At 43.9% G+C, this 26,461-nt stretch carries 19 protein-coding genes and 1 tRNA gene; 16 read left to right on the top strand and 4 right to left on the bottom strand.

The genetic code is table 11. The annotated features are described in order from the left end of the window. Positions 1 to 111: 111 nt before the first annotated feature. A tRNA-Val gene (locus JFC08_RS04255) sits at positions 112 to 187 on the bottom strand. 296 nt (positions 188 to 483) lie between these two features. On the opposite strand from JFC08_RS04255, the gene JFC08_RS04250 reads away from it, so the two are divergent. The 7 genes from JFC08_RS04250 to JFC08_RS04220 all read left to right on the top strand — a co-directional run bounded on the left by JFC08_RS04250 (position 484) and on the right by JFC08_RS04220 (position 10,934). Next, positions 484 to 2,121, top strand: coding sequence for a cardiolipin synthase (locus JFC08_RS04250; RefSeq protein ID WP_198329820.1), 1,638 nt, complete (start codon positions 484 to 486; stop codon positions 2,119 to 2,121). A 104-nt stretch (positions 2,122 to 2,225) separates the two neighbouring features. Then, positions 2,226 to 3,683, top strand: coding sequence for a tetratricopeptide repeat protein (locus tag JFC08_RS04245; protein WP_198329819.1), 1,458 nt, complete (start codon positions 2,226 to 2,228; stop codon positions 3,681 to 3,683). Between the two features lie 176 nt (positions 3,684 to 3,859). After that, positions 3,860 to 5,458 (top strand): 3-deoxy-D-manno-octulosonic acid transferase, encoded by a 1,599-nt coding sequence (locus tag JFC08_RS04240; protein WP_198329818.1) that lies wholly within the window; start codon positions 3,860 to 3,862, stop codon positions 5,456 to 5,458. Further along, a complete protein-coding gene (locus JFC08_RS04235) occupies positions 5,455 to 6,180 on the top strand; it encodes a 16S rRNA (uracil(1498)-N(3))-methyltransferase (protein WP_193009521.1) in 726 nt (241 codons plus the stop codon). The genes JFC08_RS04240 and JFC08_RS04235 overlap by 4 nt, the downstream gene beginning before the upstream one ends. A gap of 290 nt (positions 6,181 to 6,470) precedes the next feature. Next, entirely contained in the window at positions 6,471 to 7,595 is a 1,125-nt protein-coding gene (locus JFC08_RS04230) for an extracellular solute-binding protein (RefSeq protein WP_198329817.1), read from the top strand. A 173-nt stretch (positions 7,596 to 7,768) separates the two neighbouring features. Then, entirely contained in the window at positions 7,769 to 9,475 is a 1,707-nt protein-coding gene (locus JFC08_RS04225; protein WP_198329816.1) for an ABC transporter permease, read from the top strand. Positions 9,476 to 9,581: 106 nt separating this feature from the next. After that, positions 9,582 to 10,934 carry an ABC transporter ATP-binding protein gene (locus JFC08_RS04220; RefSeq protein WP_198329815.1) on the top strand — a complete coding sequence of 451 codons (1,353 nt, stop codon included), beginning with the start codon at positions 9,582 to 9,584 and terminating at the stop codon, positions 10,932 to 10,934. Between the two features lie 157 nt (positions 10,935 to 11,091). On the opposite strand, the gene JFC08_RS04215 is transcribed toward JFC08_RS04220, so the two are convergent. After that, complete coding sequence (locus JFC08_RS04215; RefSeq protein WP_198329814.1) at positions 11,092 to 11,964, bottom strand: methyltransferase; 873 nt, start codon at positions 11,962 to 11,964, stop codon at positions 11,092 to 11,094. 322 nt (positions 11,965 to 12,286) lie between these two features. On the opposite strand from JFC08_RS04215, the gene JFC08_RS04210 reads away from it, so the two are divergent. The 8 genes from JFC08_RS04210 (at position 12,287) to JFC08_RS04175 (ending at position 22,386) form a co-directional block, all read left to right on the top strand. Beyond that, complete coding sequence (locus tag JFC08_RS04210) at positions 12,287 to 13,984, top strand: alpha/beta hydrolase family protein (RefSeq protein ID WP_198329813.1); 1,698 nt, start codon at positions 12,287 to 12,289, stop codon at positions 13,982 to 13,984. A gap of 105 nt (positions 13,985 to 14,089) precedes the next feature. After that, the gene (locus JFC08_RS04205) at positions 14,090 to 14,269 is read left to right on the top strand and encodes a YdcA family protein (RefSeq protein WP_198329812.1); all 180 of its coding nucleotides are present in this window, start codon (positions 14,090 to 14,092) and stop codon (positions 14,267 to 14,269) included. Positions 14,270 to 14,574: 305 nt separating this feature from the next. Further along, positions 14,575 to 17,409 (top strand): DNA gyrase subunit A, encoded by a 2,835-nt coding sequence (gyrA, locus tag JFC08_RS04200; RefSeq protein ID WP_198329811.1) that lies wholly within the window; start codon positions 14,575 to 14,577, stop codon positions 17,407 to 17,409. 187 nt (positions 17,410 to 17,596) lie between these two features. Beyond that, positions 17,597 to 18,667, top strand: a complete 1,071-nt coding sequence (gene rarD / locus JFC08_RS04195) for an EamA family transporter RarD (protein ID WP_060490672.1) — start codon at positions 17,597 to 17,599, stop codon at positions 18,665 to 18,667. A gap of 241 nt (positions 18,668 to 18,908) precedes the next feature. After that, positions 18,909 to 19,979, top strand: coding sequence for an EamA family transporter RarD (gene rarD, locus JFC08_RS04190; RefSeq protein WP_198329810.1), 1,071 nt, complete (start codon positions 18,909 to 18,911; stop codon positions 19,977 to 19,979). Between the two features lie 215 nt (positions 19,980 to 20,194). After that, on the top strand, positions 20,195 to 20,863 hold the full coding sequence (locus JFC08_RS04185; protein WP_198329809.1) for a glutathione S-transferase: 669 nt from the start codon (positions 20,195 to 20,197) through the stop codon (positions 20,861 to 20,863). A gap of 93 nt (positions 20,864 to 20,956) precedes the next feature. Next, entirely contained in the window at positions 20,957 to 21,226 is a 270-nt protein-coding gene (locus tag JFC08_RS04180) for a hypothetical protein (protein WP_060490674.1), read from the top strand. A 32-nt stretch (positions 21,227 to 21,258) separates the two neighbouring features. Further along, entirely contained in the window at positions 21,259 to 22,386 is a 1,128-nt protein-coding gene (locus JFC08_RS04175) for a ribonuclease Z (protein ID WP_198329808.1), read from the top strand. 39 nt (positions 22,387 to 22,425) lie between these two features. Here JFC08_RS04175 and JFC08_RS04170 read toward each other — a convergent pair whose 3' ends face one another. Further along, positions 22,426 to 23,388, bottom strand: a complete 963-nt coding sequence (locus JFC08_RS04170) for an ATP-binding protein (RefSeq protein ID WP_198329807.1) — start codon at positions 23,386 to 23,388, stop codon at positions 22,426 to 22,428. Between the two features lie 68 nt (positions 23,389 to 23,456). Here JFC08_RS04170 and JFC08_RS04165 point away from each other — a divergent pair, with 68 nt between their 5' ends. After that, positions 23,457 to 24,482: a protein kinase domain-containing protein gene (locus JFC08_RS04165; protein WP_198329806.1), complete on the top strand. Its 1,026-nt coding sequence runs from the start codon at positions 23,457 to 23,459 to the stop codon at positions 24,480 to 24,482. A 641-nt stretch (positions 24,483 to 25,123) separates the two neighbouring features. On the opposite strand, the gene JFC08_RS04160 is transcribed toward JFC08_RS04165, so the two are convergent. After that, positions 25,124 to 26,296 (bottom strand): Arm DNA-binding domain-containing protein, encoded by a 1,173-nt coding sequence (locus JFC08_RS04160; protein WP_244656530.1) that lies wholly within the window; start codon positions 26,294 to 26,296, stop codon positions 25,124 to 25,126. Between the last annotated feature and the right edge of the window lie 165 nt (positions 26,297 to 26,461).

Genomic DNA, 26,461 nt, shown 5'->3' with positions numbered 1-26,461 from the left:
CCCCGGCGTGACAGGCCGGTATTCTAACCAACTGAACTACCGCTGCTTAGGTCGTACTTAGTTTATTTAACCACTTAGCCTACTACTTGAGAGTAACGCTATACTAGATAGTGGTGGGTGATGACGGATTCGAACCGCCGACATTCTGCGTGTAAGGCAGACGCTCTACCAACTGAGCTAATCACCCTTCGAACAATTGCTAAGCAATCTATTCAACATCAACTGAGCTCTAAGTTTGTCACTAAGCTCTGCTGCTGTGGGTGTGTATTATATAGATTTACACATGGCTGTCAAACAGTTTTTTAACTATTTTGAAAAATAATTGAAAATACTGTCTGAAAGTTATTATTAATAGTAGTCTGAGGCACGTGTTTACTAAGGTTGCTGCCTAAAAACTTATTATGGTTAGTCATTGTTTGATGGTCAAAAACTACTATACTATTGAGAGTATTTTACGACTCATGCTTTATTTTATGTTGATTGTTGGAGGCGGGCATAGAAAATTCCACTATTGAACAAACTTTTACGACCTGGTCTTGGGGAGACTTTGCAGGCTTGGGTCTGGTATTGCATATTGTTCTCATGATAGTAATGACGTTACGTGTTGTATCGGTGCAGCGCAATATCGGTGTATCTATCGCTTGGATTGCTGTGCTCTATACCTTGCCTCTTTTTGGTTTCATCGCTTATATACTATTGGGTGAGCCGATGATAGGGCGGCGCTATCGTCAACGGGTAGACCAAGCAAGCTTATTGATGGATGATATGGCACGGCGTGAGAATTTGGTTTTTGATCAGGGACAAGAGCTGCTGCCAGCCAACTACCGCGGTGTCAGTCAAATAGGCACGCGCTGGACGGGGCTGGGCGTGTTTCCTAATCACAATATGCAGCTATTGACAGATCCTCATACTATTTTTCAGAGATTAATCGAAGATATCAATGCCGCTCAGACTATTATCCTGATGGAGTTTTATATTGTTTATCCTAAAGGACAAGTACTAGAGGTGATAGAGGCGCTGTCAGCGGCAGCGCAGCGTGGCATTGAGTGTCATATCTTGGCCGATAGCGTAGGCAGCTTTAGTTTTTTTAATAGTAGCGCGCATCGTACATTAGAAAAAGCAGGTGTTTTTGTCCATCAGTCATTACCAGTGGGTTTATTTAAAACGCTATTTAAGCGCTCTGACTTGCGCAATCATCGTAAAATTGTGGTGATTGATGAGCACATTGGCTATATCGGTAGCTTTAACTTGGTCGATCCAAGATTTTTTAAACAAAATAAAAACGTTGGACAGTGGATCGATGTGGCCATACGCACGACCAGTCAACACTCTATTAGTATTACGACAGCCATGGCGATCGTGGTGGTCACAGACATTGGTGCGGAAAACAATGACAATCTAGACGCGCTCAATCAGCGAGTAAATGGCTATACTCGTAAACTATATGTGATGAACCCAACCATTAATGATTTAAATAGTCGGGTAAAGGTATTGGCTGGTGAGATCGACTATTATGAGCAGCCAAATATTGGCTCGACATCGATTGTGATACCGAAAATGCCGATGGTAGAAGGGGTGCTGGCGCAGCTAATACCTTCCGCACCACAAGTGACTGCCCATGTGATTTACAATACATTGGTGACCGTTATTCATCGCGCCAATAAACGCATTCGCATTACCACACCGTATTTTGTACCTGACGAGGCGCTCTCGGGAGCATTAACGATCGCTGCCAAACGCGGGGTTGAGGTGACGCTGATTGTCCCTGAAAAGGTGGATTCGTTTCTTGTACAGCATGCGTCACAAGCCTATTATCAAGAGCTGCTCGAGGCAGGCGTGACGATTGCCTTGTTTAAGGGTGGTTTGTTGCATACCAAAACAGTGGTTATCGATGATGATTATTGTTTATTTGGTACTGTAAACATCGATATGCGCAGTTTTTATCTAAATATGGAGGTGAGCTTGGCCATTTATACACCAGAGATGGTCGCTCAAGTGGCTGATTGTCAAGAAGTCTACTTACAAAGTTGCCGTTTTTTGAGTTTAGAGCAGTGGCAACAGCGCCATGGTGCAGAGCGTTTGTTTGATAATGTGGTACGCTTATTTAGTCCTTTATTGTAGCATTTTCGATTTTAGGGTAAGGTAAACGACTGATGTCAGTTTAGTCCTATGATGACCTTATTTTTATTACTATTAATTTATCCCGATAAAGGATGCGCTTGTCTATGTATGCATCGTCTGCATCACCTCTAACGCCCTTTGACTATATTGCAGCAGGCTATTGGCAAGACTTTCTAGCGGATCGTCCTATCGCTGGTGGCATTGCTTACGAAAGTGAGCTTCGTGATTGTATATTAGATGAGTCATTGGCCAGCTTACAGCGAGTCGATACGCTGCTGTCGCACATACGCCGTGAGATGGTTAAAACTGGTCGATGGCATGAAGAGACATTATTGCTCGATGAACGCTATCGTAACTTTATGGTGTTTTTGGCGTTTTATGCAGGGCGAGTATTGGCACAGCAATGGCAAAGTACGCCGCATTGGTATGGACAGTTTGAGCTACATAAGCGCTATCCTGAACTGGTACTGACGACCGATGATTTTTATCAACACATGGCGGTTGTATATTATCAGTCGGCTGATGCTAATAGCGTTAAGTCATTGTTTTTTGCACTAGAGCCGATAGGGATGCGTCTATTTGGTCATATTGATCGGCCGTTTGAGGCGGTACAAGGCAGTCAAGTGGCGAGTGGTCTTTATCAAGCGGTTAGCGCAAGGTTGCCACATGCGCACGACAATCACGTTGCTAATTCGATTACACCAACCATTAATATCAGCACACCAAATACAAGCACTAGTGTAGAGCGCATTAAAACGGTTGATAGTCAGAAACCGTTGGAAAAAGGAGGGTTGAGTCATACGCCACATGATGTGCCAGAATCTCAGAACCTGTCTCAGCAAGAGAGCCAAACTAAGCCTATGCTGTCTAAATCAGAAACAGTGCAACCTCATACAGCCTCAGAAAATACGGTATTAGAGCAGCCACTACCATCGTCAGTGCCTTCTCCTCAAGAATTGCCAACGCCCGCGATTTTTACGCAACTGCTCGTAGAGCTGGAAAACATAGAGGTCATTCAAACGGCTGGAAATATTGAGTATCAGCAAGCCCATAAAGTGTTGGAGCAGTTAGAACAGCATATTGCCAAGCAAAGTCAGCCGCGCACGCAAATGCGCTTTTCAGAGAGTCATTTGGCGACAAAAAAGCAAGCGCTATTAACACTACAAGAGGCGGCGCAGGCGGGTAATAGCGCTGCCATGCTACATTTGGCAATGTATGAGTTACTTGGTGAAGGGTTAGCGGTTGATAAGGGTGCTGCTACAGCGTCAGGGGTTGAGTGGGTTAAGCAGGCAGCCAGCAAAAATGACAGTCGTGCGCAGCGCCTACTAAGTAAGATGTATTACCAAGGGGTTGGCGTGGCGCAAGATATAGACACTGGCAAATATTGGCTAGAGCAAGCAGCGGAGAATGGACATGCGGAAGCGGCGAGCGTAGTAGGGCAATGGCAACAGGCGCAAGCGCTGATAACGACACAAAAGCAAGAGCAACATAGCATGAAGCGTTATCAGTTGTTATTCGTCGCCATACTCGTAGTGGCAATATTGATTTTAATTATTGTCTAAAATATTTTATGGCAACACGCTGTAAAGCGTATTGTTAATCGCTAAATTCAGGTAGAATTGGCGCATTTTTTACCGTCACCTTACTATAGTCGATTTAATTTAAAGAGGTGAAAGCCGTCACTCTTTTATAGTGAATCGACTATATTATTTAAGCCATTACTAATCTGGGCAACTTTATGCCATCTTCTCCTATATCCTCTGATTGTGCTTTAGAAGCGACTGACCCAGTATCGTTGCCCAGCCGCACTGTTTATACTGCGCCTTTGTATTATCAGTGCGCCATTGGCTTACTTAAGCCGCTATATCGACTGCAAGTTTGGCAACGCTCACACAACCGCGACAACTATCAACAAGAAGTAGCGCAGCGTTTTGGCAAACAATATCCGCCGCGACCAGTGGCTAAAGTGACTAATGCGCAAACCGATAAAGGTGTGATTTGGTGTCATGCGGTGTCATTGGGCGAGACCAATACCGTCGCGCCATTATTAGATACATTATTGGCAGATGGCTATCAAATATGGTTAACCAATACCACGCAGACAGGTTTTGCTCGCGGTGCTAGTCGTTTCGCCGATGATATTGCTCAAGGTCGGATGAGTCATAGCTACGTACCTGTCGACAGCCCAACTGTGATTGAGGCTTTTTTGGCGCATGTCAAGCCCATCGCTGCTCTGTTTGTCGAAACAGAACTATGGGCAAATATCCTAACCAAATTATCCGAACACCATATTCCCAGTATCTTGGTCAACGGTCGGCTGTCAGCGTCTTCTTTTAAAAGTTATCAAAAAATCGCTGCGGTCAGTGCCAGTATGATGAAAAATCTGACTTTGATTATCGCCCAAGACAGCGACTCAGCGAAACGCTTTCGACAATTGGGTGCGAATAGCGCGCAAATTCGTGTCGCAGGTTCACTCAAATGGGTAATTAATACGCCTCAAATTGAAGATAAAGCGGCTGATATAGAAGCTGATATAGAAAATAACTATACAGAAAATTCTAGTGTACCAAACCAATATTTTGAATCGGTCAAAGAGTCCACATTAGCAAAAGAGATGAATATCACTGGTCGACCGATTTGGGTAGCCGCAAGTACCCATAGTGGCGAAGAAGAGACGGCACTATCACTGCATCAACAGCTATTGTCTCATCCAGCGCTCGCTGATGCGCTGCTTATCATTGTGCCTAGACATCCTGAACGTTTTGATGAAGTAGCAGCGCTCATTCAAGCGTCCGAATTAACAATGGCACGGCGTAGTGCAGAAGATAGCATTCATGTAGACACACAAGTCTATCTGGCTGATAGCATGGGTGAGCTGATGGCGTGGTATAAGTTGGCAGATGTGGCACTGGTCGGCGGCTCATTAGTGGATGTCGGTGGGCACAATCCTGTTGAGCCAGCCAGTGTGGCAACGCCTGTACTCATGGGGCGCTATACGCAGTCTTGTCAAAGCGTGGTGGATAAATTGGCGGAGGTCGGCGCGTTATATCAGCCAAACAATGTTTTCTATCGTCCCGTTACTGTTAATACGGCTACTACTAATGATGATATGAATCAACAATTCTCTCGTAAGAAGCCTGCCGCTAAAGAGGAGGTAGCGCTCATTTATCAGCAGCTAGTGTCTTGGCTCAGTGATCTTGAGGTAGCGGCACAAGCAGGGCAAGCTGGCGCGCGAATGACGAGACAACAGCAAGCTGTATTGACTCGCCAATTTACCATGATTAAAGAGGTTGTCGAGCAGCATGCTATTCAACAACCAAGCCAAGAGCTGCTATGAATTGTTTATTATTACCCATTGAAAACTTCTCTTCGGATGCGGCATATATTGATGAATTATCACAAATAAATCACGTCAATAAAGTGCTAACAGCAAAAGTTGGTGATACGCTGAAAATCGGTCAAATGGGCGGTCATTTGGGCACTGCTGTTATAGAAAGCATCCGCTCTGATGCTATTGAGTTGCGTGATATTCAGCTCACCACTGCGCCGCCACCTAAGTTAGATTTGACCGTTGTTTTGGCACTACCGCGTCCTAAAGTGCTACGCCGCTTAATCATGGATATGACCGCGCTTGGGGTGCGCGATATCATCCTAATCAACAGCTATCGCACGCAAAAAAGCTATTGGCAAAGTCCGATGCTTGAGCGCCTTGATGAGTTTGTATTAGAAGGGCTGCAACAAGGGGTTGATACCATAGCGCCTCGTATCACTTTACAAAAACGCTTTAAGCCATTCGTGGAAGATGAGCTGGCAGGTTTGGTAACCAATCGAGCCATCGTGGCGCACCCGTATAGTGAGCTATCCTTTACACAGTATCTACAACAGCCGCCATCGTTAGGATTGCCAAGTCTGGTTTGCATCGGTAGCGAGGGCGGCTGGATTGATTATGAAATAGCACTGCTTGCCACTCAAGGTTGCGCGGCAGTTACTATAGGCTCGCGTATCCTGCGTACAGAAGCCGCCGTCAATGTGATTTTAGGTCAATGGTTGCTGTCGTGAATCAGCAGATCATTGAAAGATAATTAAGACATGCCATCACTTAGAAAATCTATACATTACTCCATGAAGATCTATAAATTTGTCCTTAAAAAGAGACAGTTGAGCCAAATTATCGGTGCATTTCTGAGTTAAACAAATGTATTGATAATTAATCTCATTTCTATTAGTATGTTGTTTCAGAGATTATCGCGTGATTGAACCTTATTGTTAGAGGTCTTTAGCGCCGTCTTATCTTATTGTCATCTCGTCTATTTATCTCATCTTTTCGTAGCATCATTATGGGGAAAACCATGTCATTGAATGCCATTAGCGCTAACCTAACTTCTACTAAGCTTATCTTGCCTGTTGCCGTATTTGGCATGATGTTGGGACTGGCTGGTTGTAGCAATTCATCTACAACAGAAGAGAGCGTGGAGGCGGAGACATCAGCGGCGGCTACTGAGCAACCAGCTGCTAATGATGGTGCTACGAGTGAAGGTGGTCAAACGATTACCATTTATTCTTCGCGAAATGAGCAGCTGATTAAGCCATTGCTAGACCGTTATACCGAACAGACAGGTGTGAAGATTGAGCTGGTCACAGATAGTACAGGTCCGCTCATGGCGCGTTTGCAAGCTGAAGGTCAGAACACGCCAGCCGACATGCTGCTCACGGTTGATGCGGGTAACTTATGGCAAGCCGCTCAGCAAGGCTTGTTGCAACCAGTATCCTCTACTGTGTTAGAAGAAAATGTCCCTGCCAAATATCGTGATCCAAAAGGTCAGTGGACAGGGCTATCATTGCGTGCTCGTACGATCTTTTATGACCCAAGCAAAGTCAGTGCCGACCAATTATCTACTTATGCAGATTTAGCCGATCCAAAATGGAAAGGCAAGTTATGCCTACGTACCTCTAAAAAGGTCTATAACCAGTCGCTTGTGGCCAGTATGATGGAGCATTTGGGCGAAGAAAAAACGGAAGAAATCGTCCGTGGTTGGGTCGCTAACTTAGCGACTGACGTGTTCAGCGATGATACCAGTATGCTAGAAGCCATCGCTGCTGGTCAGTGTGAAGTGGGCATTGCCAATAGTTACTACTACGGTCGTCTGCTCGATGAAAAACCTAACTTCCCTGTGAAAATATTTTGGGCAAACCAAGGCACGACTGGTACACACGTAAATATTTCAGGTGCTGGTGTGGTCGCAGGTTCAGACAATCCAGATGGGACGCTTAAACTGATAGAATGGTTGTCTTCTGATGAGGCGCAAGGTCTTTATGCCAGCTCAGACAAAGAATTCCCAGTAAAAGTAGGGGTTGATGAGTCAGAAATGCTCAGATCATGGGGTGAGTTCAAAAAAGACGATATCAATGTGCAAAAGTTTGGTGAGCTACAAACCCAAGCCATTCAGTTGATGGACAAAGCAGGCTATAAATAAGGTATTGACAGTCATACCATTCTCAAAAATGACAATGCTTATCAAGCACGAGTATCAAGCTTGATAGGCTAAATGATAGGGTTTATGTTCAAAGCAGACAGTGTTTTTAGCCGTATTTTTGAGTTTGGTATAATGTTGTAAGGTCTTTATGCGTATGACACGGTAATAATGATATGATCAAAACGCCAGACGCGTCTGCACGTCAAAACAATACAGTCAATGATAGTGCTAATGCCAACAATATGGATAATCATAATATTGATGGCAAGCAGACTGTCAGCCAAGACCACGCCGTCCGTAAACGTATTATCTCAAAATCAGTCTTAGGACTGATTTCGTCGTTTATGCTTTTGCCAATTTTGATTGTGTTGCTATCTTGGACGCAGCCAATAGCCGATATCTGGACGCACATGGCAGATTATGTGCTGCCGCAAGTGCTTAAAAATACCGCGATTTTATTGCTGATGGTAACGGTCGTGTCTGGCACTATTGGCACCGCGCTTGCTTGGGTAACCAGTATGTACCGCTTCCCTGGACAGCGGTTTTTTTCGTGGGCGCTGATGTTACCGCTGGCGATACCCGCTTATGTATTAGCATTTGTCACCATTGGTATTGTTGATTTTAGTGGACCATTACAGACAGGTTTGCGCGACCTAGGCTTTGATGCAGCGATTCCTTCGATCCGTAATGTCTGGGGAGCAGGTTTGGTATTGTCCCTAGCATTTTATCCCTATGTCTATTTGTTGGCGCGTCAAGCGTTCTTATCGCAAGGCAGGCGCGCGATTGAAGCGGGACAAATGCTGGGCTTAAGCCGTAGCCGCGTGTTTTTTCGGTTGGCATTACCACAAGCATTGCCATGGATTATTGGCGGACTATTGCTTGCCAGTATGGAAACTTTGGCAGACTTTGGTGCCGTGTCAGTCTTTAATGTTGATACCTTTACCACGGCTATTTACAAAGCATGGTTTGGCTTCTTTAGTTTGACCACTGCGGCACAATTGGCAGCTTTGCTCATCGGTGTGATCTTTATTGTGGTATTGTTTGAGCAGTATTGGCAAACCAAGCGCGGCAATAACGTGACTCAAGGCAGCAGTCAGCGTTTTGATGCCAGCACGCCTGCGAAATTGGGCATGACATTGCTGTGTACTTTGGTGTTTGCTGGCGCTTTTTTAATCCCATTTTTGCAGCTCATCTACTGGACGGCATTGAATTTTCGCCAAGATTTCGATGCGCGCTATATTGATTTTGTGACCAACAGCCTCATGATTGCTAGCATGACCACGATTTTTATTGCCTTTTTGGCGATTATCATTGCGTGGATTAAGCGGCAGTATCCTGATAAATTGACCAAGCTCATGACTACTTTGGCAAATTTGGGTTATGTGGTGCCGGGTACAGTATTGGCAGTGGGCATCTTTATCCCAATTGCTTGGCTAGACAACCAAATGATTGCCTTTGGGATTACCACGCAGCAAGTACTATCAGGCAGTGTGATAGTGATGCTATTGGCATTATCGACGCGTTTTATGACGGTGAGTTTTCAGCCAGTTGATCGACAGCTACAGCGACTAACGGTCAATCAAGAAGCCGCTGCCAAATTACTGAGTGACAGCCCTTATCAGCGCTGGCGTCAAGTGATGTTGCCCGTTATTAGTCCAGGAATATTGACTGGACTATTGATGGGGTTTGTTGAAGTCATGAAAGAGATGCCGATTACCTTAATGACGCGTCGCCAAGGCTGGGATACGCTGGCGGTGCGGGTGTTTGAGATGACCAGTGAAGGCATGTGGGGACGAGCTGCGTTGCCCAGTTTATTGATTGTGCTGGTTGGGCTGCTGCCTGTTTGGATATTATTGCGTCAAAGCGATAAGCAAGGTTAAGGTGTTTTTAGAGTGAATCTGCATTATCCGATAGCGCTCCATTTTATGATTGTTTTCACTGTTTTATCTATGGGTTTTATTTACTAATAGCTAACTGGTACCGTCTATGTACACTGATTCAATGAAAGGCTCAGCAGACTCTAAATCAATCAATGCCAAGTCAATAAAGGCCAAGGCAAGACTGGAGCATATAAAAAAATTACCAGTTGCTCAAATTAAGACGTCGCCCGCCCAGCCTAGTAAGTCTTTAGAAAAAATCAGTGCTTTTAGCCAAGATGTTGAGACAAATACTGAGGCAGCTACGGCTACTAGTCCTTATTTTAGTGTGCAAGATTTAATCGTCGGTTATGACGATACGATTATCGTCAATGGTTTGTCATTGGAATTGAAGCAAGGCGAGATTGGCTGCTTTTTGGGTTATAGCGGCTGCGGCAAGACCACGGCACTAAGAGCGATTGCAGGGCTGGAACAAAGCCGTGATGGTACGGTTCTCTTAAACAATCAATGTCTTACTGATAAAACTGACCGCAACTCGTATGCAGTAGCACCCGCCAAACGCGGTATGGGTATGGTGTTTCAGGACTATGCGTTGTTTGGACATTTGAGCGTGGCAAAAAACATCGCTTTTGGTCTGAATAAATGGTCTGCCGCTGACAAAAAAGCCCGTGTCGCTGAGATGCTAGAGCTGGTTGAATTGTCTGAGCATGCTGACAAACGTCCAAATGAGCTGTCAGGTGGCCAACAGCAGCGGGTGGCATTAGCCCGTGCATTAGCGCCAAAGCCAAAACTATTACTACTTGATGAGCCGTTTTCTAATCTAGATGTGGTGCTACGTGAATCATTGGCAATGAATGTCCGTGATATTCTTAAACGCACCAATACCACGGCAATACTGGTCACTCATGATCAAAACGAAGCTTTTGCACTGGCTGATAAAGTGGGGGTGATGCATAAAGGTAAGCTGGTACAGTGGGCAACCCCAAGTGAGCTATATCACGAGCCAATCAGTCCTTTTGTCGCCGAGTTTGTCGGCGAAGGCGCGATGATAGATGGCATCATCAAAGAAGGCCATGTTGAGACGGCATTAGGCGATATCTATCGACGTATGGAAGTGTATGATGAATCAGGGTATCCACAGTATTGCGAGTACGATTATCCTAACGGTACGCCGATTAAGGTGTTGGTGCGCCCTGATGATATCATTCATGACGATGAGAGCAACCAAACCGCTTTAGTCGTTGGACGCGTATTTCGCGGTGCCAACTATTTATATCGCTTGCAACTTGACGACGGGCAAACGGTACTGTCTTTAGTCGCCAGTCACCATAATCACGAGATTGGGTCACAGATTGGTATTTTACCTATTTTAGAGCACGTCGTGGTATTTGATGAAAAAGACATCAATGCGACGACTTGGTCAGAGTATGATAGGTCAGAGAGAGTTGACGAGACAGAATAGTCGCAGCATTTATAAGTGATTAGGAAATTAACCTCGCGACATGCACACAGTATGCTATTGACGCTTGGCTGCCTTGTATCTACTTTATACCTACCTTAAACTGCGGCGACTATATTAATTCATGTTTACGTCAAACAACAGGTGCTTGCACTTAAGCTTATCGTGTCGCCAATATGTGCAAATAACGTCCCAACCATTTATACGGCTCTAATTGCGAGTAGCGCAGCTCCATGCGTATCACGGCATCTGGGTCATTGTGTCCACCACGCTTAAGCGGGGCATAATCATGAAATACGCGCAGACCGCTGGTGCGTATGGTCTGATAATGATGCGCAGTCAACCAAGATTCGACTTCTTCTTTGGCGACAGGATGGTTGGGCGTGAGGCTTTTTTTGTTGTCCGCCTTATATTCTGTATTATCGAGTAAGTTGAAATTCCCCATAATCAGATTGCGATAATCAAAGCTTGCTGGGTTATAAAAGCATAAAGATAGCGCACCATTATCCGTTAATTGCTGATCAAAAAAGTCCATCACTGCAGCGGGCTCTGCCAACCATTCAAGCAGCGCATGACACATGATTAAATCAAACTTTTCATGCTTTTCTTTGTCTAACTTTTCTGGCAGCTCCTGATAGGGGCAAACGTACCATGTGATATTCAGGTCTTCGTCTATCTGCGCGGTACTCGCTTTCGCTTTTTCTAGCATATTAGCTGAGATATCATTGATGACCAATGTATGACCTTGAGCTGCAAGCTCTATTGCAATCTGTGCGAGCCCTGCACCCACATCCAAAATACGTAAAGGTCGCCCAAGGCTTTTACTCATTTGCGCGCTATATTCAAAGATATCACGGCGTAGCACCGCCAATCGAATATCGCCTTTTAAGCCACCGTAGACCTTTTTTTCAAAATGATCCGCAATTGCATCGAAGCTACGATCGGCACGTATATCGCCTGATGCAGCGCTTGGTTGTGTCAGATCAACCGACTGGTTGTCATGTTCTTTGGTACTTTCACTGTAGGTTTGCATAAAGCGCTATCTGTATTAGGGTGGTATTTTGAAACATCGTACAACAAAGACAAAATCTAAGCTAGGCTTGACACCAATACTAGCTTTACCAGAGCGTTAAATATGCTATTAAATACCTGTTTCCCAGTAGCTTTTCACAATATTTTACGGTATAAGTAGTAAGGTTTAAGAAACAATTATTGAGTAAGTTTTATTGAAAATATCTGATACTTCACTGTATTCAATAAAAAACAATCGATAAAAAGAGTCTGCCATACTGAAGTTTTTTATTGTCAAGGACTCTCAGCAAACGTCTGATCTACCACCGCTAAGGACAGCAACTATGATCGTATCTAAATCTACTACCGCTATAAATAACAAATCATCTAGCAGTACCCATCAATCAGTATCCATTACGACGGGCAAGCCTGTGATGCTACGCTGCCTATTATCGGTCGCCATTGCCAGTAGCTTGCTGCTGGTCGGTTGTGGCGATGACAATGACAATGACTTTAATACTGTCATAGGCTCTGACTCTGCGACGTCAGTTAAATCAATCAGCTCATTTAACACTGCGCAAATAAATACCCAGTTCGATCTTGATGGTACGGCAACCCCTGATGCCAAGTGCGATATCAAAATCGAAAAAGTCAGCTATCCGACAGTAGGGGCAGCGGGTGAGCGTACCAACGCGACAGCAGCTTTGATGCTACCAAGTGGCGACAGTGCTGACTGTCAAGGCGATCGACCTATCTTGCTGTATGCCCATGGCACAACTACGGACAAAGGCTACGATTTTAGTCAAGTCGCTAATCCTCAAAATCCAGCCGCTGGTGAGTCGACATTAATCGCTGCCAACTTTGCGGCTCAAGGCTACATCGTCGTTGCACCAAACTATGCTGGTTATGATGAGTCTGATCTTGATTACCATCCATACCTTGTGGCTGAGCAACAAGCCACTGACATGGCTGATGCATTAGACAGTGCCCGTACCATCATTGCAAGACAACAGCGCGCTAATGATCCTGACTACACCAACATTGATGACTCTGGTAAGTTATTTATCAGTGGTTACTCACAGGGCGGGCATGTGGCGATGGCAACTGCAAGAATGTTCGAGAAAAATGATGAGCCTGTCACTGCCATTGCACCTTTATCAGGGCCTTATGCACTGGCAGCGTTCGGTGATGCAATATTTTCGGGTAATGTCAATATCGGCGCATCGCGTTTTGCACCGCTACTGGCATCTGGTCTCCAAAATGCGTATGGCAATGTCTATAATAGTACTGCTGATATATTCACTGCCAATTATGCAAACACACAATTACCAAGTTTATTGAGCTTTGGTGAGTTGGTCGCTGCTAATAAACTGCCCGATAATGCGCTGTTTGAAAAAGATCCTGAAAACAATCCCACGCTTGATCTTCTACCAGCGCCTACCGTACCCTTTGCCTCTATTGGCTTCGCGGATGATAACTATCTGATCAAAACAGACTTTCGTACCGCTTATGTCGCAGATGCGTTACAAAACCCTGATAGCCTAATCGCGATGACAGGAGCATTACCAGCAGCCAATCCACAAAACAACTTACGAAAAGCCTTAAAAGCCAATGATCTACGTGGGTATGTACCAAAAATGCCAACTCTGCTATGTGGTGGTAATCAAGATCCAACGGTTTTTTATGACCTAAATACCAGTTCAATGGCCGCTATTATTCAAGGGAGTGTCGCACAAAATACAGCCCTTACCATTAACGTGACAGTATTGGATGTTGATGCGACGACAGCTAATGATCGTCCTGATAATTCTAATGTTCAACTTATTGGACAGGCGTCCATGAACCAATGGAATATTAATTCTGTGGTAACAAGTGTTCAAAGTAACTTTGTTCAAAATCTTCAACGCGTAGTAGCTGCAGGAGCACAGCAAGGCATACCTGCAAGCGTTGCTGTATTGGGCAACTATCACGGCGGTCTGGTCAGTACGGCTTGTACGCAAGCCACACGTGAGTTCTTTAATCAGGAATTTAAACCTGCTTAATAGAGGTCATTTTAACCATAAAAAATAGCCTGACTATCGAAAAAACTGTATCCACTGGATGCAGTTTTTTCATGAATATCATTTAATCCTCAATAAGAGAAAAATATGAAATCGATAATATTATCACTAATTGCCTGTGTCTTTATGGTAGCTCCGATCAGTCAAGCACAGGCTAAGAATACACCTTGTTCGGGCAAAATGGGCGGCGTATCTCACTGCTCAAAAGATGGTAAATTTGTTTGTAAAAACGGCAAAATCAGTCAATCAAAACAAGTATGTCGTTAAAGTTGTTTTTACCCTTGTTATTAGAGTGAAAAAAACCGCTAATCAGCTGTTTTGCTTAATTTTAATAACAGCCAGACGCCCCTAAATCAGCAAATTTGTGCTAAAATAGCTTCTTTAATTGAACATTATTTTTAACAAAAACCGTATCACTATTTTCCTATTGTTTTGCACCTTTGACAGTGCTTTTTTAGGGTCTATATTCTGATAGTAGCTGCGCATTGATGCAGCTATATTTTTGTATAACCCATGAGTATCTTGAACAAACGTGTCAACATTAGAAAAACAATGTGAGTGAAGGAGTGTATATGAGCGAATCGGTCAGTCCTATTGGCATCGTAGAGGAACTAAAGCAATCCTATCTGGATTATGCGATGAGCGTGATTGTCTCGCGTGCGCTGCCTGATGTGCGTGATGGGTTCAAACCTGTACACCGCCGTGTGATGTACGCCATGCACGTGCTATCTAACGACTATAATAAGCCATATAAGAAGTCTGCACGTGTCGTCGGCGATGTTATTGGTAAATATCACCCACATGGCGATAGTGCGGTCTATGATGCCATTGTGCGGATGGCGCAGGATTTTAGTTTGCGTTATCCGATGGTTGACGGTCAAGGTAACTTTGGTTCGATCGATGATGATCCTCCGGCAGCGATGCGTTATACCGAAGTACGTATGACCAAGCTGACGCATCAGATGCTTGCTGATTTAGACAAAGACACGGTTGATTGGGAAGACAACTACGATGGTTCTGAGCGTATGCCTAGCGTCATGCCCGCGCGTGTTCCAAACTTACTAATCAATGGTGCGACTGGTATTGCTGTTGGTATGGCGACTAATATGGCGCCGCACAACCTGACAGAAGTGATTAATGCTTGTTTGGCTTATGCCGAAAACCCGCAAGTATCAGCTGAAGAGTTGATGTCACACATCTCAGGTCCTGACTTTCCTACAGGCGGTATTATTTATGGTCGCGCTGGTATTTTAGATGCTTATCGCACGGGTAAAGGTCGTTTGCACATACGTGGTCGCTATCATATTGAAGCCATGAGTGATACGGGTGTCAACCGCGATCGTGAGCGTATTGTCTTTACCGAAGTACCTTATCAATCTAATAAAGCCAAAATGATTGAGCGTATCGCAGAACTCGTACGTGATAAAAAGATTGAAGGTATTAGCGAGATTCGTGATGAATCTGACAAAGATGGTATGCGTATCGCCATTGATTTGCGTCGTGGTGAGACAGCTGAAGTTATCGTTAATAACTTGTTCTTGCAAACGCCGCTCGAATCAAGCTTTAGTATCAATATGGTGGCGCTCGATAATGGTCAGCCGAAATTACTGACTTTGCGTCAGCTGATTGCCGCCTTTGTACGTCATCGCCAAGAAGTGGTGACACGCCGTACGATTTATGAGTTAAACAAAGCGCGCGTACGTGGTCATTTGCTCGAAGGTTTGACCGTTGCATTAGCCAATATCGACGAGATTATTGCAACAATTAAAGCCTCTGCAAACCGCGGTTTGGCACGTGAAAGCCTACTAAATAACACGTGGGGTTCAGGTAGCGTGGTGGCGATGCTTACCGCTGCTGGTAGCCAATCTGTGCGTCCTGACTATATCGAAGGCGAAGATCCTAAAGCACCATTTGGCTTGATTGAGGGCGAAGAACGTTATCGCTTATCACTTGAGCAGGTCAACGCAATTTTGGATATGCAGTTGCATCGTCTAACGGGTCTTGAGCAAGACAAATTGACTGAAGAATATCAGGATTTGCTACGTGAAATCGCTCATTTAGAGTCTATTCTTGGTGATTTTGATAAGCTAATGACCATTATCTCCAATGAGATGATTGAGATTCGTGATAACTTTGGTGATGAACGCCGTACCGATATTATTGACTCACGTACTGACTTTAACCGTGAAGATTTGATTCCTGAACAGACGGTTGTCATGACGGTCTCACGTACTGGTTATGCAAAAACTCAGCCGATTGACGATTATGTCGCGCAAAAACGTGGCGGTAAAGGTAAGTCTGCAACCGCAATGAAAGAAGATGATGTGATTGATCATTTGGTTGTGACCTCAACGCATGCTACCGTATTGTGCTTCACGGATAGCGGTCGTGTCTTTAGCTTACGTGGTTTTGAAGTGCCGATTGCCAGTCGCGGTGCTCGCGGTCGTCCATTAGTGAATTTAATTGGCTTAAATCCTGATGAAACTGTTACTACGATACTACCGATTCCAAAAATAGTGGAAGAGCTATCGGTAAAAGGTGAAGCATTAACAGATAATCTAATAGATGGGGATGACAGCTTATCAGAAGATAATAATTTAGAGGATAGCACGCAAGCAGAGCCACCTTTTGTGTTCTTTGCAACGGCTAATGGTACGGTGAAGCGAGTAGAGCTTAAGCAGTTTGCCAATATTCGCTCGAACGGCTTGATTGCGGTTGGACTAGAAGAGGGCGATAAGCTGGTCAGTGCTCGTATCACTAATGGTAGCCAAGAAGTGATGTTGTTTGCATCCAGTGGTAAAGCCATTCGTTTTGATGAAAATGATGCTCGTGTGATGGGTCGTACGGCTAAAGGTGTCCGTGGTATGCGTTTGGCGGCTAATGAGTCGATAAAATCATTGGTTGTGATCGAAGATGATGTCCGCGAAATCCTTATTGCTTGTGAAAACGGCTTTGGTAAACGTACCTTTATCGATGAGTTCAATACCCAAAATCGTGGCGGCGGCGGTGTAATTGCTATCAAAACCAGTGAGCGTAATGGTGCGCTAGTAAGAGCCACCAAGGTTGACTCTACAGACGATATTATTTTAATCTCTGACAAAGGTACGTTGGTTCGTACGCCCGTTGAGCATGTCGCTAGCTCTGGTCGTAATACGCAAGGTGTGACGCTGATTCGTCTATCAAAAGACGAGAAGCTGGTCGCTATGGCGCGTGTTGAGCATGAAGAAGGTGACGATGAGCTGGTTGATGCCATGAGAGAAGACGGTACATTTGATGTGGCAGGTCAAGAGCAGATAGATATTGATGCGGCGACTGGCAACACAGCAACGAATGACGTTATGGATATTGCTACTGACAATGAATTAGATGTTGATAGTACAGACGGTGAAAACACAGACGACGAATAAATGTCTCAGTAGTTAGCTTTTTGATCTAGTCTTATATGATTGTTCTATAAAAAGCCTCTGACGTTATCGTCGGAGGCTTTTATTTTTTTCAGTACGTCATCTATTGTTAGAGTCTGCCTCTAAGTTTCCGCTGCTCTAATTTTTTATAAATAATGCCCATAAAGTTCTATTTTTTAAGGCTGTTGTTATGCTCTCGACCAATCAAACTTTTCAAGGAACCCTTGCTTCGATATCATCGAGCTTTTTATTTTCGATGATGTTTGTGTTTGGGCTATTTATGCTGCCTTTGACAGGTACGCAGGTAGCTTCATGGCGCGTGCTCATGATGCTGCTAAGTTTGCTATTGTTGGTCAGTTTTACCAAGCAATGGCAACACGTTTTTGATTATTTGAAAACCTTAAAAACTCCGAAAGAGTGGCTGATATTTATTTTGCCCACACCGATTTTGGGTGGTCAAATTTGGCTATTTATGTGGGCACCGGTCAATGGCTTTGGGCTGGATGTTACCTTGGGCTATTTTCTGTTACCGCTGGTGATGATAGTGCTGGGCCGTTTCTTTTATCACGAGCATATGAGTGCGTTGCAGTGGGTGGCCGCGCTATGTGCAGCCTTAGGTATTGGCTATGATATCTTTCAATATGGCTCAGTATCTTGGGTAACGTTGTTTGTGTGCTTGGGCTATCCACCCTATTATCTATTGCGGCGTAAACTGGCTGTGCCGCCTATCACAGGGCTGTTGTCTGATTTGGCTCTGTTAACGCCAGTGGTGCTCATTATGTTGTATTTTAGCGGCGGCTTTAGTACGGCAGCACAGGACATCAAGTTCTGGTATTTATTACCACTGCTAGGAGCTTTTAGTGCGCTGGCGATGTCCTTAACCATGATTGCCAGTAGCAAATTACCCGTGTCATTATTTGGGGCGTTAAGCTATGTCGAGCCTATGCTGCTGTTTGTTTTATCCATCACTGTTCTAAGTCAAAGTCTCGATGAGGGCGGCTCGCTATTTATGTATGGTATGGTAAGTTTGGCGTTACTGGTGATGATTGCTGATAGTATAAAAGGTTATCTTAAGCGCCGCCGTGACAATCATTTGCATGGCTATCGAGAGCCACAAGTGGGCGGGTTTCCGCCGCGTCGTCGTTTCATAGATCAGCGTATTGATGGGGTTTTAACCGCGCATCGTTTTCGCAAGATTCGGCGCTATCAAAAAAAGATGGATAGAATACAGCAAAAAATCGAGCAGCTGAGTGCAAAGTAAGATGCTGAATGGATAGGTGAACGCTTTAGTGAAGCAGTTGTATTGCTTATCTATTCTGACTTTGACATAATACCGACCACAAGATAAACACGATATATTCCAAGTGTTTATCTCAATATTATATGATTATGTTGTAGATAACAGAGTTGATAGATCAAAAAGCCTTCGACGTCCGCGTCGGAGGCTTTTGTTTTTTTCTAAAATTGCCAAGGACGTGCGCTCATTTTTCAAGGTTGTCGTTATGCTCACCACGAATCAAACGTCGCAAGGTACCATCGCTGCAGTGGCAGCAAATTTTTTATATTCATTGCTATTCTTATTTGGTCTATTGATGCAGCCGTTGTCAGGGACGCAAGTCGCTTCTTGGCGCGTACTGATGATGCTATTGAGTCTGGTGCTGCTGATTAGTGTGCTTAAGCAATGGCAGCATATTTTTGATTATCTAAAAACCCTAAAGACGCCAAAAGAATGGTTTTTATTTATCATACCCACACCAATATTGGGCGCGCAAATCTGGATATTTATGTGGGCACCTGTCAATGATTTAGGGCTTGAGGTGACATTGGGTTACTTTTTATATCCAATGATTATGATTATGGTTGGTCGGTTTTTTTATAACGAAGACATGAGCTTGTTACAATGGATTGCCACCATTTGCGCAGGCGCAGGTATTGCCTATGATGTCTTTCAGTACGGCAGTATTTCTTGGGCGACTTTATTTGTTTGCTTGGGTTATCCGCCCTATTATCTACTGCGTCGTAAATTGGCAGTGCCGCCGATTACAGGGCTTATCTCTGACCTTGTTTTATTGACGCCGGTGGTGTTGATTGCTTTATATCTCAATGGCGGATTTGCGCTGGCGATATCTACCGATAAGTTTTGGTATCTGTTGCCACTATTAGGCATTATCAGTACGGCTGCGATGTCGTTGACCATGGTTGCCAGTCAAAAGCTGCCCGTCTCATTATTTGGCACCTTATGCTACCTTGAGCCGATATTTTTATTCATATTTTCCATCACGATTTTGCATCAAAGTATCGATGAGGGAGGCTCTTTATTTATGTACGGCATGATTTTTGTCGCGCTGTTGATGATGATTGTGGATAGTGCGCTTGGTTACTTGGCACGTAAGCGTGATGACCGTTTGCATGGTTATAATGAGCCACAAGTGGGTAGCTTCCCGCCACGTCGCCGCCTGAAAAACCACCGTATTAAAGGTGTGTTAACTGCGCATCGTTTCCGCAAAATTAGAAAGTATCAGCAAAAAATCCATAAGATGACACGCAAAATTGAAGAGCTGCATTCAAAGTAGCGTCTGCCAGCAAGTCGATATAGACTTGACTTAGCGGGCAGTATTTTTCGTCATTACTCTACACAGTTTCTGTGTTAAAGAGGCATTAATTACGCTATTATCGATAGCATTGCTGCCACGCTTAACAACGTTTACCAATGAAATGCGTGGCACCAACTATACATATTATGACTTATTCATACGATAACTTATTCACATTATAACTAGGATGGTTTATGTTACACCTTCATCATTTAGCAAATTCGCGCTCATTTCGTATTATTTGGCTGTTAGAGGAGCTTGGCGTCGATTATCAATTGACTTGCTATGAGCGCAATAAAGCATACCGTGCGCCTGACAGTTTAAAAAAAATACATCCGCTCGGTCATGCACCCATGTTAGAAGTAAATGACCGTGTGCTCATCGAATCAGGTTTTATTATTGAGTACTTGTTGAAGCATTATGATAGCGAGAAACAGTTCAAGCCTGCGGATAATAATGAAGCGGCGTGGGAGGCTTACACGTTTTGGTTACATTTCGCTGAAGCATCAGTGATGCCGCCATTGGTCATGCGTTTGGTCTTCACCAAAGTGGTTGAGCAGTCGCCCATGCTCATCAAGCCTGTGAGCAAAAGCATCCGCAACCAAGTCGAAAAAAATATGATAAGCAAAAGTCTGGATGCTATATTGGCGATGATGGAGCAGCATTTGCAAGATAATCATTGGTTTGCAGGGGCTGAATTTAGTGCCGCTGATATCCAAATGCATCTTGCGGTTGTAGGTGCTAATGCTGGTACAGGATTAGATAGCAGTAAATATGCCAATATCTTAATTTGGCTAAAACGCTGTGAAGAGCGTGATGCCTTTAAGCGTGCAGAAGAAAAGGGTGGTCGTTTGCAGTTCTAAAAGCGGCGCATTTAATCGTTCATAAATGACTGATTTGATATTAAAATGAAGGGTTTTGTTTATTCATAGACAAAACCTTTTTTAGGATAAGAAATGACAGACTTAAATAAATCGCATAACAAGCATACTGATGTTGATACTGGCATTGCTGCTAAGCCCGCGCTTGATACTACTGCTGACAATGTGAACCATCAGCAGGTATCCATTAAAGCATGGTCACAAAAATTGCTCGTGGTTATATTGTGTGTGGCCAGCTTTTATGGCGGCTGGAAATCTTATGAGTCCAATATGGTCAGTGAATGTACGGCCAATGGTGGGCAGATGGTTGCAGCGCAAAAAACCATGATGTGCCAATTGTCATAGCAGATAAGTATCATGTGTAAGAGAGGTAATCTATGTTGAAGCTGACTTTTTTGGGTACCTCTGCTGGTGTGCCAACCAAGCAGCGTAATGTGACTGCAATGGCGATTGAATGTCTGAATCCTCATACCTCTGGTTCACAGCAAGGCAATCAACCACAGAATGCCAATCAAAATAAAAAATCGCGTCCATGGCTACTGATGGATTGCGGTGAAGGCACGCAGCAGCAACTGTTACATACCAAACTGTCTTTGCATCAACTAGCCGCTATCTGTATCACCCATGTGCATGGCGATCATTGTTATGGTCTGCCAGGACTGTTGGCAAGTGCCGCGATGTCAGGACGCCATGAGCCATTGACCCTGATTGCTCCCAAAGCCATCGCGACATTGCTCGAAGCCATTACCTTAACCACGGAATTGTATCTACCCTTTGCTCTCAATTTTGTAGCCATTGAAGAGGTACTGTCTGAGCAAAGTGATACAAACAAGGTAAATATTCGCTTAAGCGACCAACATCAGCTTGATATCGATATCACGGCGCTGTCACATCGGGTTGCTTCTCATGCATTTGGTATCACGCAGACTATCCATCATCGCACGCTTGATACGGATAAACTGCTAGCGCAAGGTATTCCTGCAAGCGCGCTATGGGGTAAATTGCAACAAGGTCACGATGTCATCACTGGAGATGGTCAGCAGTTATGTGCAGTAGATTATGTCAATGATGCCCTGTCACGAACGCGAGTAGTGGTGGCTGGTGATAACGATACGCCAGCGTGTCTCACTGCGGCGTTGGTTGATACGGATTTATTGGTGCATGAAGCGACATATACGCATGAGGTATTGACTAAGATTCAAGCCAAAAATCCAGAGTTTGATCCAATGCATAGTAGTGCGCAATCGGTGGCGGGTTTTGTAGAAAACAGTGGTGTAAATAATCTAATTTTGACTCACTTCAGCGCTCGTTATCAAAGCTTTGATAATCCAAGCAGCAGCACGCCCAACATGGCGCATATTCGTTTAGATGCTGAGAGCGTTTACAAAGGTAATCTATGGTTAGCCGCAGATTTTGACCAATATATGGTCGATGGTGCGGTTGATTTAGCAGATATTAACGAAAATAACCGCGTACAATATCTGGGTTCTGCACGCGGTCATTAAGCACTGAGCGTCATCATAAAAATAACTTTTAATGAAGCTTTACGATGGACTGTCTTCAGCTGCTAATCGTGTCTGTCCTATCCAGTAGCGGCTAAACTGATACGCCACTCGTCCTGAACGTCCACCACGCTCTGATGCCCAACGTAGCGCTGCTGCTCTGATGTTATCAGGTAGCATCTTATTTTTTTCTTCATTATTAGTTTCTTTAACGTCATTCGCATTATCTAGATTTCGGTTTGGCGAAAGTGATAAATAATGGCGTACGATGTGCAAATAGGTGTTTTGATCCATTGGATGAAAGGACAACCAAAGCCCAAAGCGATCAGACAGCGATACCGTCTCATCAATGGTTTCATAAGGATTGACCTCATCGGTTTGACCATTATAAATATTGACATTGTCTTTCATTAGCTGAGGCAATAGATGACGGCGATTACTGGTCGCATAAACCAATAACTTGTCTTGCTCTGAGTCTAGCGAGCCGTCCAATACGCTTTTTAACGTCCGATAACTCTCGTCTTGACCATTAAATGCCAAGTCATCACAGTACACCATATAGTGACAACTACACTCGGTCGGCAGTGCATTAATGGCGGCGCGTATCTTATCAAGCACTCGCAGGTCATCACGGGCAATTTCAATAATGCGCAGTCCTTCGCTATGATAGGCTTGTAGCAATGCCCGGATCAGCGATGATTTGCCAGCACCACGTGTCCCTGTCATCAAGACATGATTGGCAGGATAGCCCTTTAGAAATTGCCGTGTGTTTTGTACCAGTTTTGCCTTTTGCGTATCGATACCATGCAAATCATCTAAACTTAAAAATAAGTTCACTGCCAATGGCTCCAAATGTCCATTATGACCACCGACCCAGCGATAGGCCAACTGTGCAGGATCAATCTCGATAGTGGGCGTGACTTTCTCTTGTAAATACTGTCCGAGTAAATCCAATAAATGGTCGGGTAGGGCGTAATTCGTAACAGGCTTAGTGGATTGGGGCATAATACTCAGTCGCTCATAAAATTAAAATGACGTGTGGCATACTAGCTATATAGAGGTATCACTTTACCATGAAAAATAGTGCCAGTAATTCCTCTAATGCAAAAGCGTGTGCAAAACAAGCATTACAAATGCAAGCGCAGCAAATGTTGCCAACATTGACTGCGTTATTCTCAAGCTTGAATTATAGCGAGATTTCGCATCAGCGCATCAGCCAGCAAAGTAACTATAATGAGAATGACTTTCAAGGCTTGGCGCGTGCCCAGCATCCACAATTTGGTCGAGTGATGATTAAATGGCAGTTAACGGCTGCTAGCAATCAAAATTTGGCGGGCTTAACCCATGAAATCGGTGTTCTAAAATCTATCAATAATTTATCAGCCAATCAAAAGAGATTTCAAGACAGTCTTTTTGCTATTGCTCCGCCAATGCTCGCTTATGAAACTCTAAGGGTAAAGGTATTAGATCAGTTTTCGCAGCTGACGATACTTACCATGCCATATTATCTCAGTGGTAGCTTAGCAACTCAGCTTAATATTCGAAATTACTCTTTATTAACCACTCAAAAAAAGCATCATTTTATTGTGCAATCTGCGCACCTTATCGCCACTCTACATAGCGCTGGCTGGCTACACAATGATATTAAGCCTAGCAATATTTTGCTAGATGATTTTTTACCAAATCATGCGGATGATAGCTGTATCAAGGCTGATTTATTGTTAACCGATTTTGCTTTAGCAGAATGTCTTAACGCCCCAATTTTGGCAAGTCCTGCTGGTACACCTGCGTATCTTGCCCCTGAACGCTGGCAAAGTCAGAGTAAGAGTCAGAGTGCAACAGTGCAAAGTGATATCTATGCGTTTGGCATCATGATGGTTGAAATACTAACAGGCAAGCGACCGTTTCAGATAAGTGCTAACAGTAATGACAAATTAAAAGCATGGGCGATTCAGCATTGCCAACAGCCTATTCCAACCTTACCGTTAGAATATAGTCACTATCAAGGTATCATTAATAAAGCATTGGCAAAGCGGGTGGAAAGAAGGTATCAGAATATGAAGCAGATACTTTTAGATTTAGAAAGTATTGACAGGTAATGGCTCTACGCAAATAAATCGGAAAATATAAATCCACCACACTCTAAATACAAAAAGAACAGACACAAAAAAACCTGCTAAAAAGCAGGCTTTGATATTTGGTCTAAGATGTACTATCCGAAAATGGTGGGGCTGGAGAGACTCGAACCCTCTATTACTCACTGCTGGTGTTTATTATAGCAGCTAAGGTGCTGATTTGCCTAGCATGTGCGATATTTATTAAGTTATGAGCCGTCCCATGCTTATCCCGCGCGAATTAGCAGTAATAACCATAAGCGTGAGTGATAAGAGCAGATTTGGAGGTTTTTAAAATATTAGGGGGGGTGTGCAAAATAGGTAATTAATGTAATCATATTGATTTCGTTAGGTTTTTTATGTAATTTTGAGGTAATTCTTAGGTAATCAGACACATAGCTAAAAGGTACTTATTAAGAGACTATGAAAGCTATATATATCATATACTTATCTAATATATGTAATTATTATTACTTTTTATTACTATATTAAGGTATTTATAAATAACAATTATATCAATAACTTAAGCCTTGTTTATCGAGCTATTACTACAATTACCTATTATCGCTACCCATATGGTATTTAATTACCTGAACTAATAATATAGGAATAAAAAAGCCCTAAATTTAGGGCTGATTGTGATTATTGTTTAAGGCGTTTTCTAGGTTGCGGATGATGTGTCGGCTATCACTGGGAATGAATTTGCCGTAGTGTTTGTGGATCATGTCTGTGTTGACGTGGCCTAGCTGATTGGCTAACCACTCAGCGCTGATGATGCCTGTCGATAGCACTTGGCTTGCGTAAGTATGGCGACCGTTATTCAAAGCGCGATAGGGAATGTCGCAGCTGTCTAGGTGACGTTTCCAGCGCTTCTCTAATTGCGGATAGGTATAGTGGCTGCCAGTGCGAGGGTTAAGCCAAAGCCAAGTAAGCTGCTGCTGCTCATAGGTGTGATTGTCCCGCTCTAAGACTTTGATGGTTTGCGGCTTATGATCGGCTACTAAGTCGCGCTGTTTGGCTGAAGCTTCCGCTACGATGGGGAGTAGTTCGATTTGACGTTTGCGTCGCCTATTCTTAGTCGCTTTATGCATGCCTTTGACAAAGCCGCGCTTGATATGAGCTGTGGACTCTGCAAAGTCGATATCTTCTATGGCCAGTGGCAATAGCTCATGACTGGATAAGCCAGACCACAGCATAACCGTCCAAAGGTTGCGAAACATGGCATCAGTTTCGGTGCCGATAATCGTATCTATCTCTGCGCGAGTAAAAGGATCGATGTCTTTTGGATCTTTGGCGTTGAGCTTGATGTACTGGCTAGGATCGTTAGGGTTCTTTTGATGACGGGCCCAGTAGCTCCAAATCGAGCGCCATAATCCTAGTATATCGACTATTGTCTTCGGTGATAGCTCAGCTCGCAATACTTTATAAACCCAATATTCCACATCTTCAGCACTAATCTTACTGATCTGCTTACTTTGCCAATAGGGCGTTATATGATTGGCCACTTTACCAATATATGTGTCCCATGACGTAGGAGAGACTTTGCTCTGTTCGGCATTTTGCCAAATCGGGATATAGTAGCCAAAGTACGAGGCTTGTCGCTTTGGTGACGCTGGGAATACGGCATCACGGTCAAATATGCCCATTTGAATCTGCTGCTCTACCATATCCGCTATTTTTTGAGCATTGGCTTTGTTTGCAGCAGTGGGCGATGTGTTTAGCAGTGTTTCGCTGTCTTTTTCGCCGTTCATATACCAAATAATGCGAATACTGGTCTTGAGTGGTTCGATACTGGCCACTTGGTGTTCTCCTGTGCGTAAAAATGTATGTGTGAAAACCTTAAGGTATTAATATAACTAGCTTTTATGCTAAATCGACGCTATAATAAAAATCTGGTTTGGTAACTAATGAGCCACTAAAAAGTTCTTGGTTTGGGGCTTTTGGCTCAAATTATCTGTTAAAAC

Source organism: Psychrobacter cibarius (assembly GCF_016107535.1).
Taxonomy (GTDB): domain Bacteria; phylum Pseudomonadota; class Gammaproteobacteria; order Pseudomonadales; family Moraxellaceae; genus Psychrobacter; species Psychrobacter cibarius.
The sequence above is the reverse complement of the archived record's forward strand: the minus strand, read 5'-3'. Positions and strand labels throughout refer to the sequence as shown.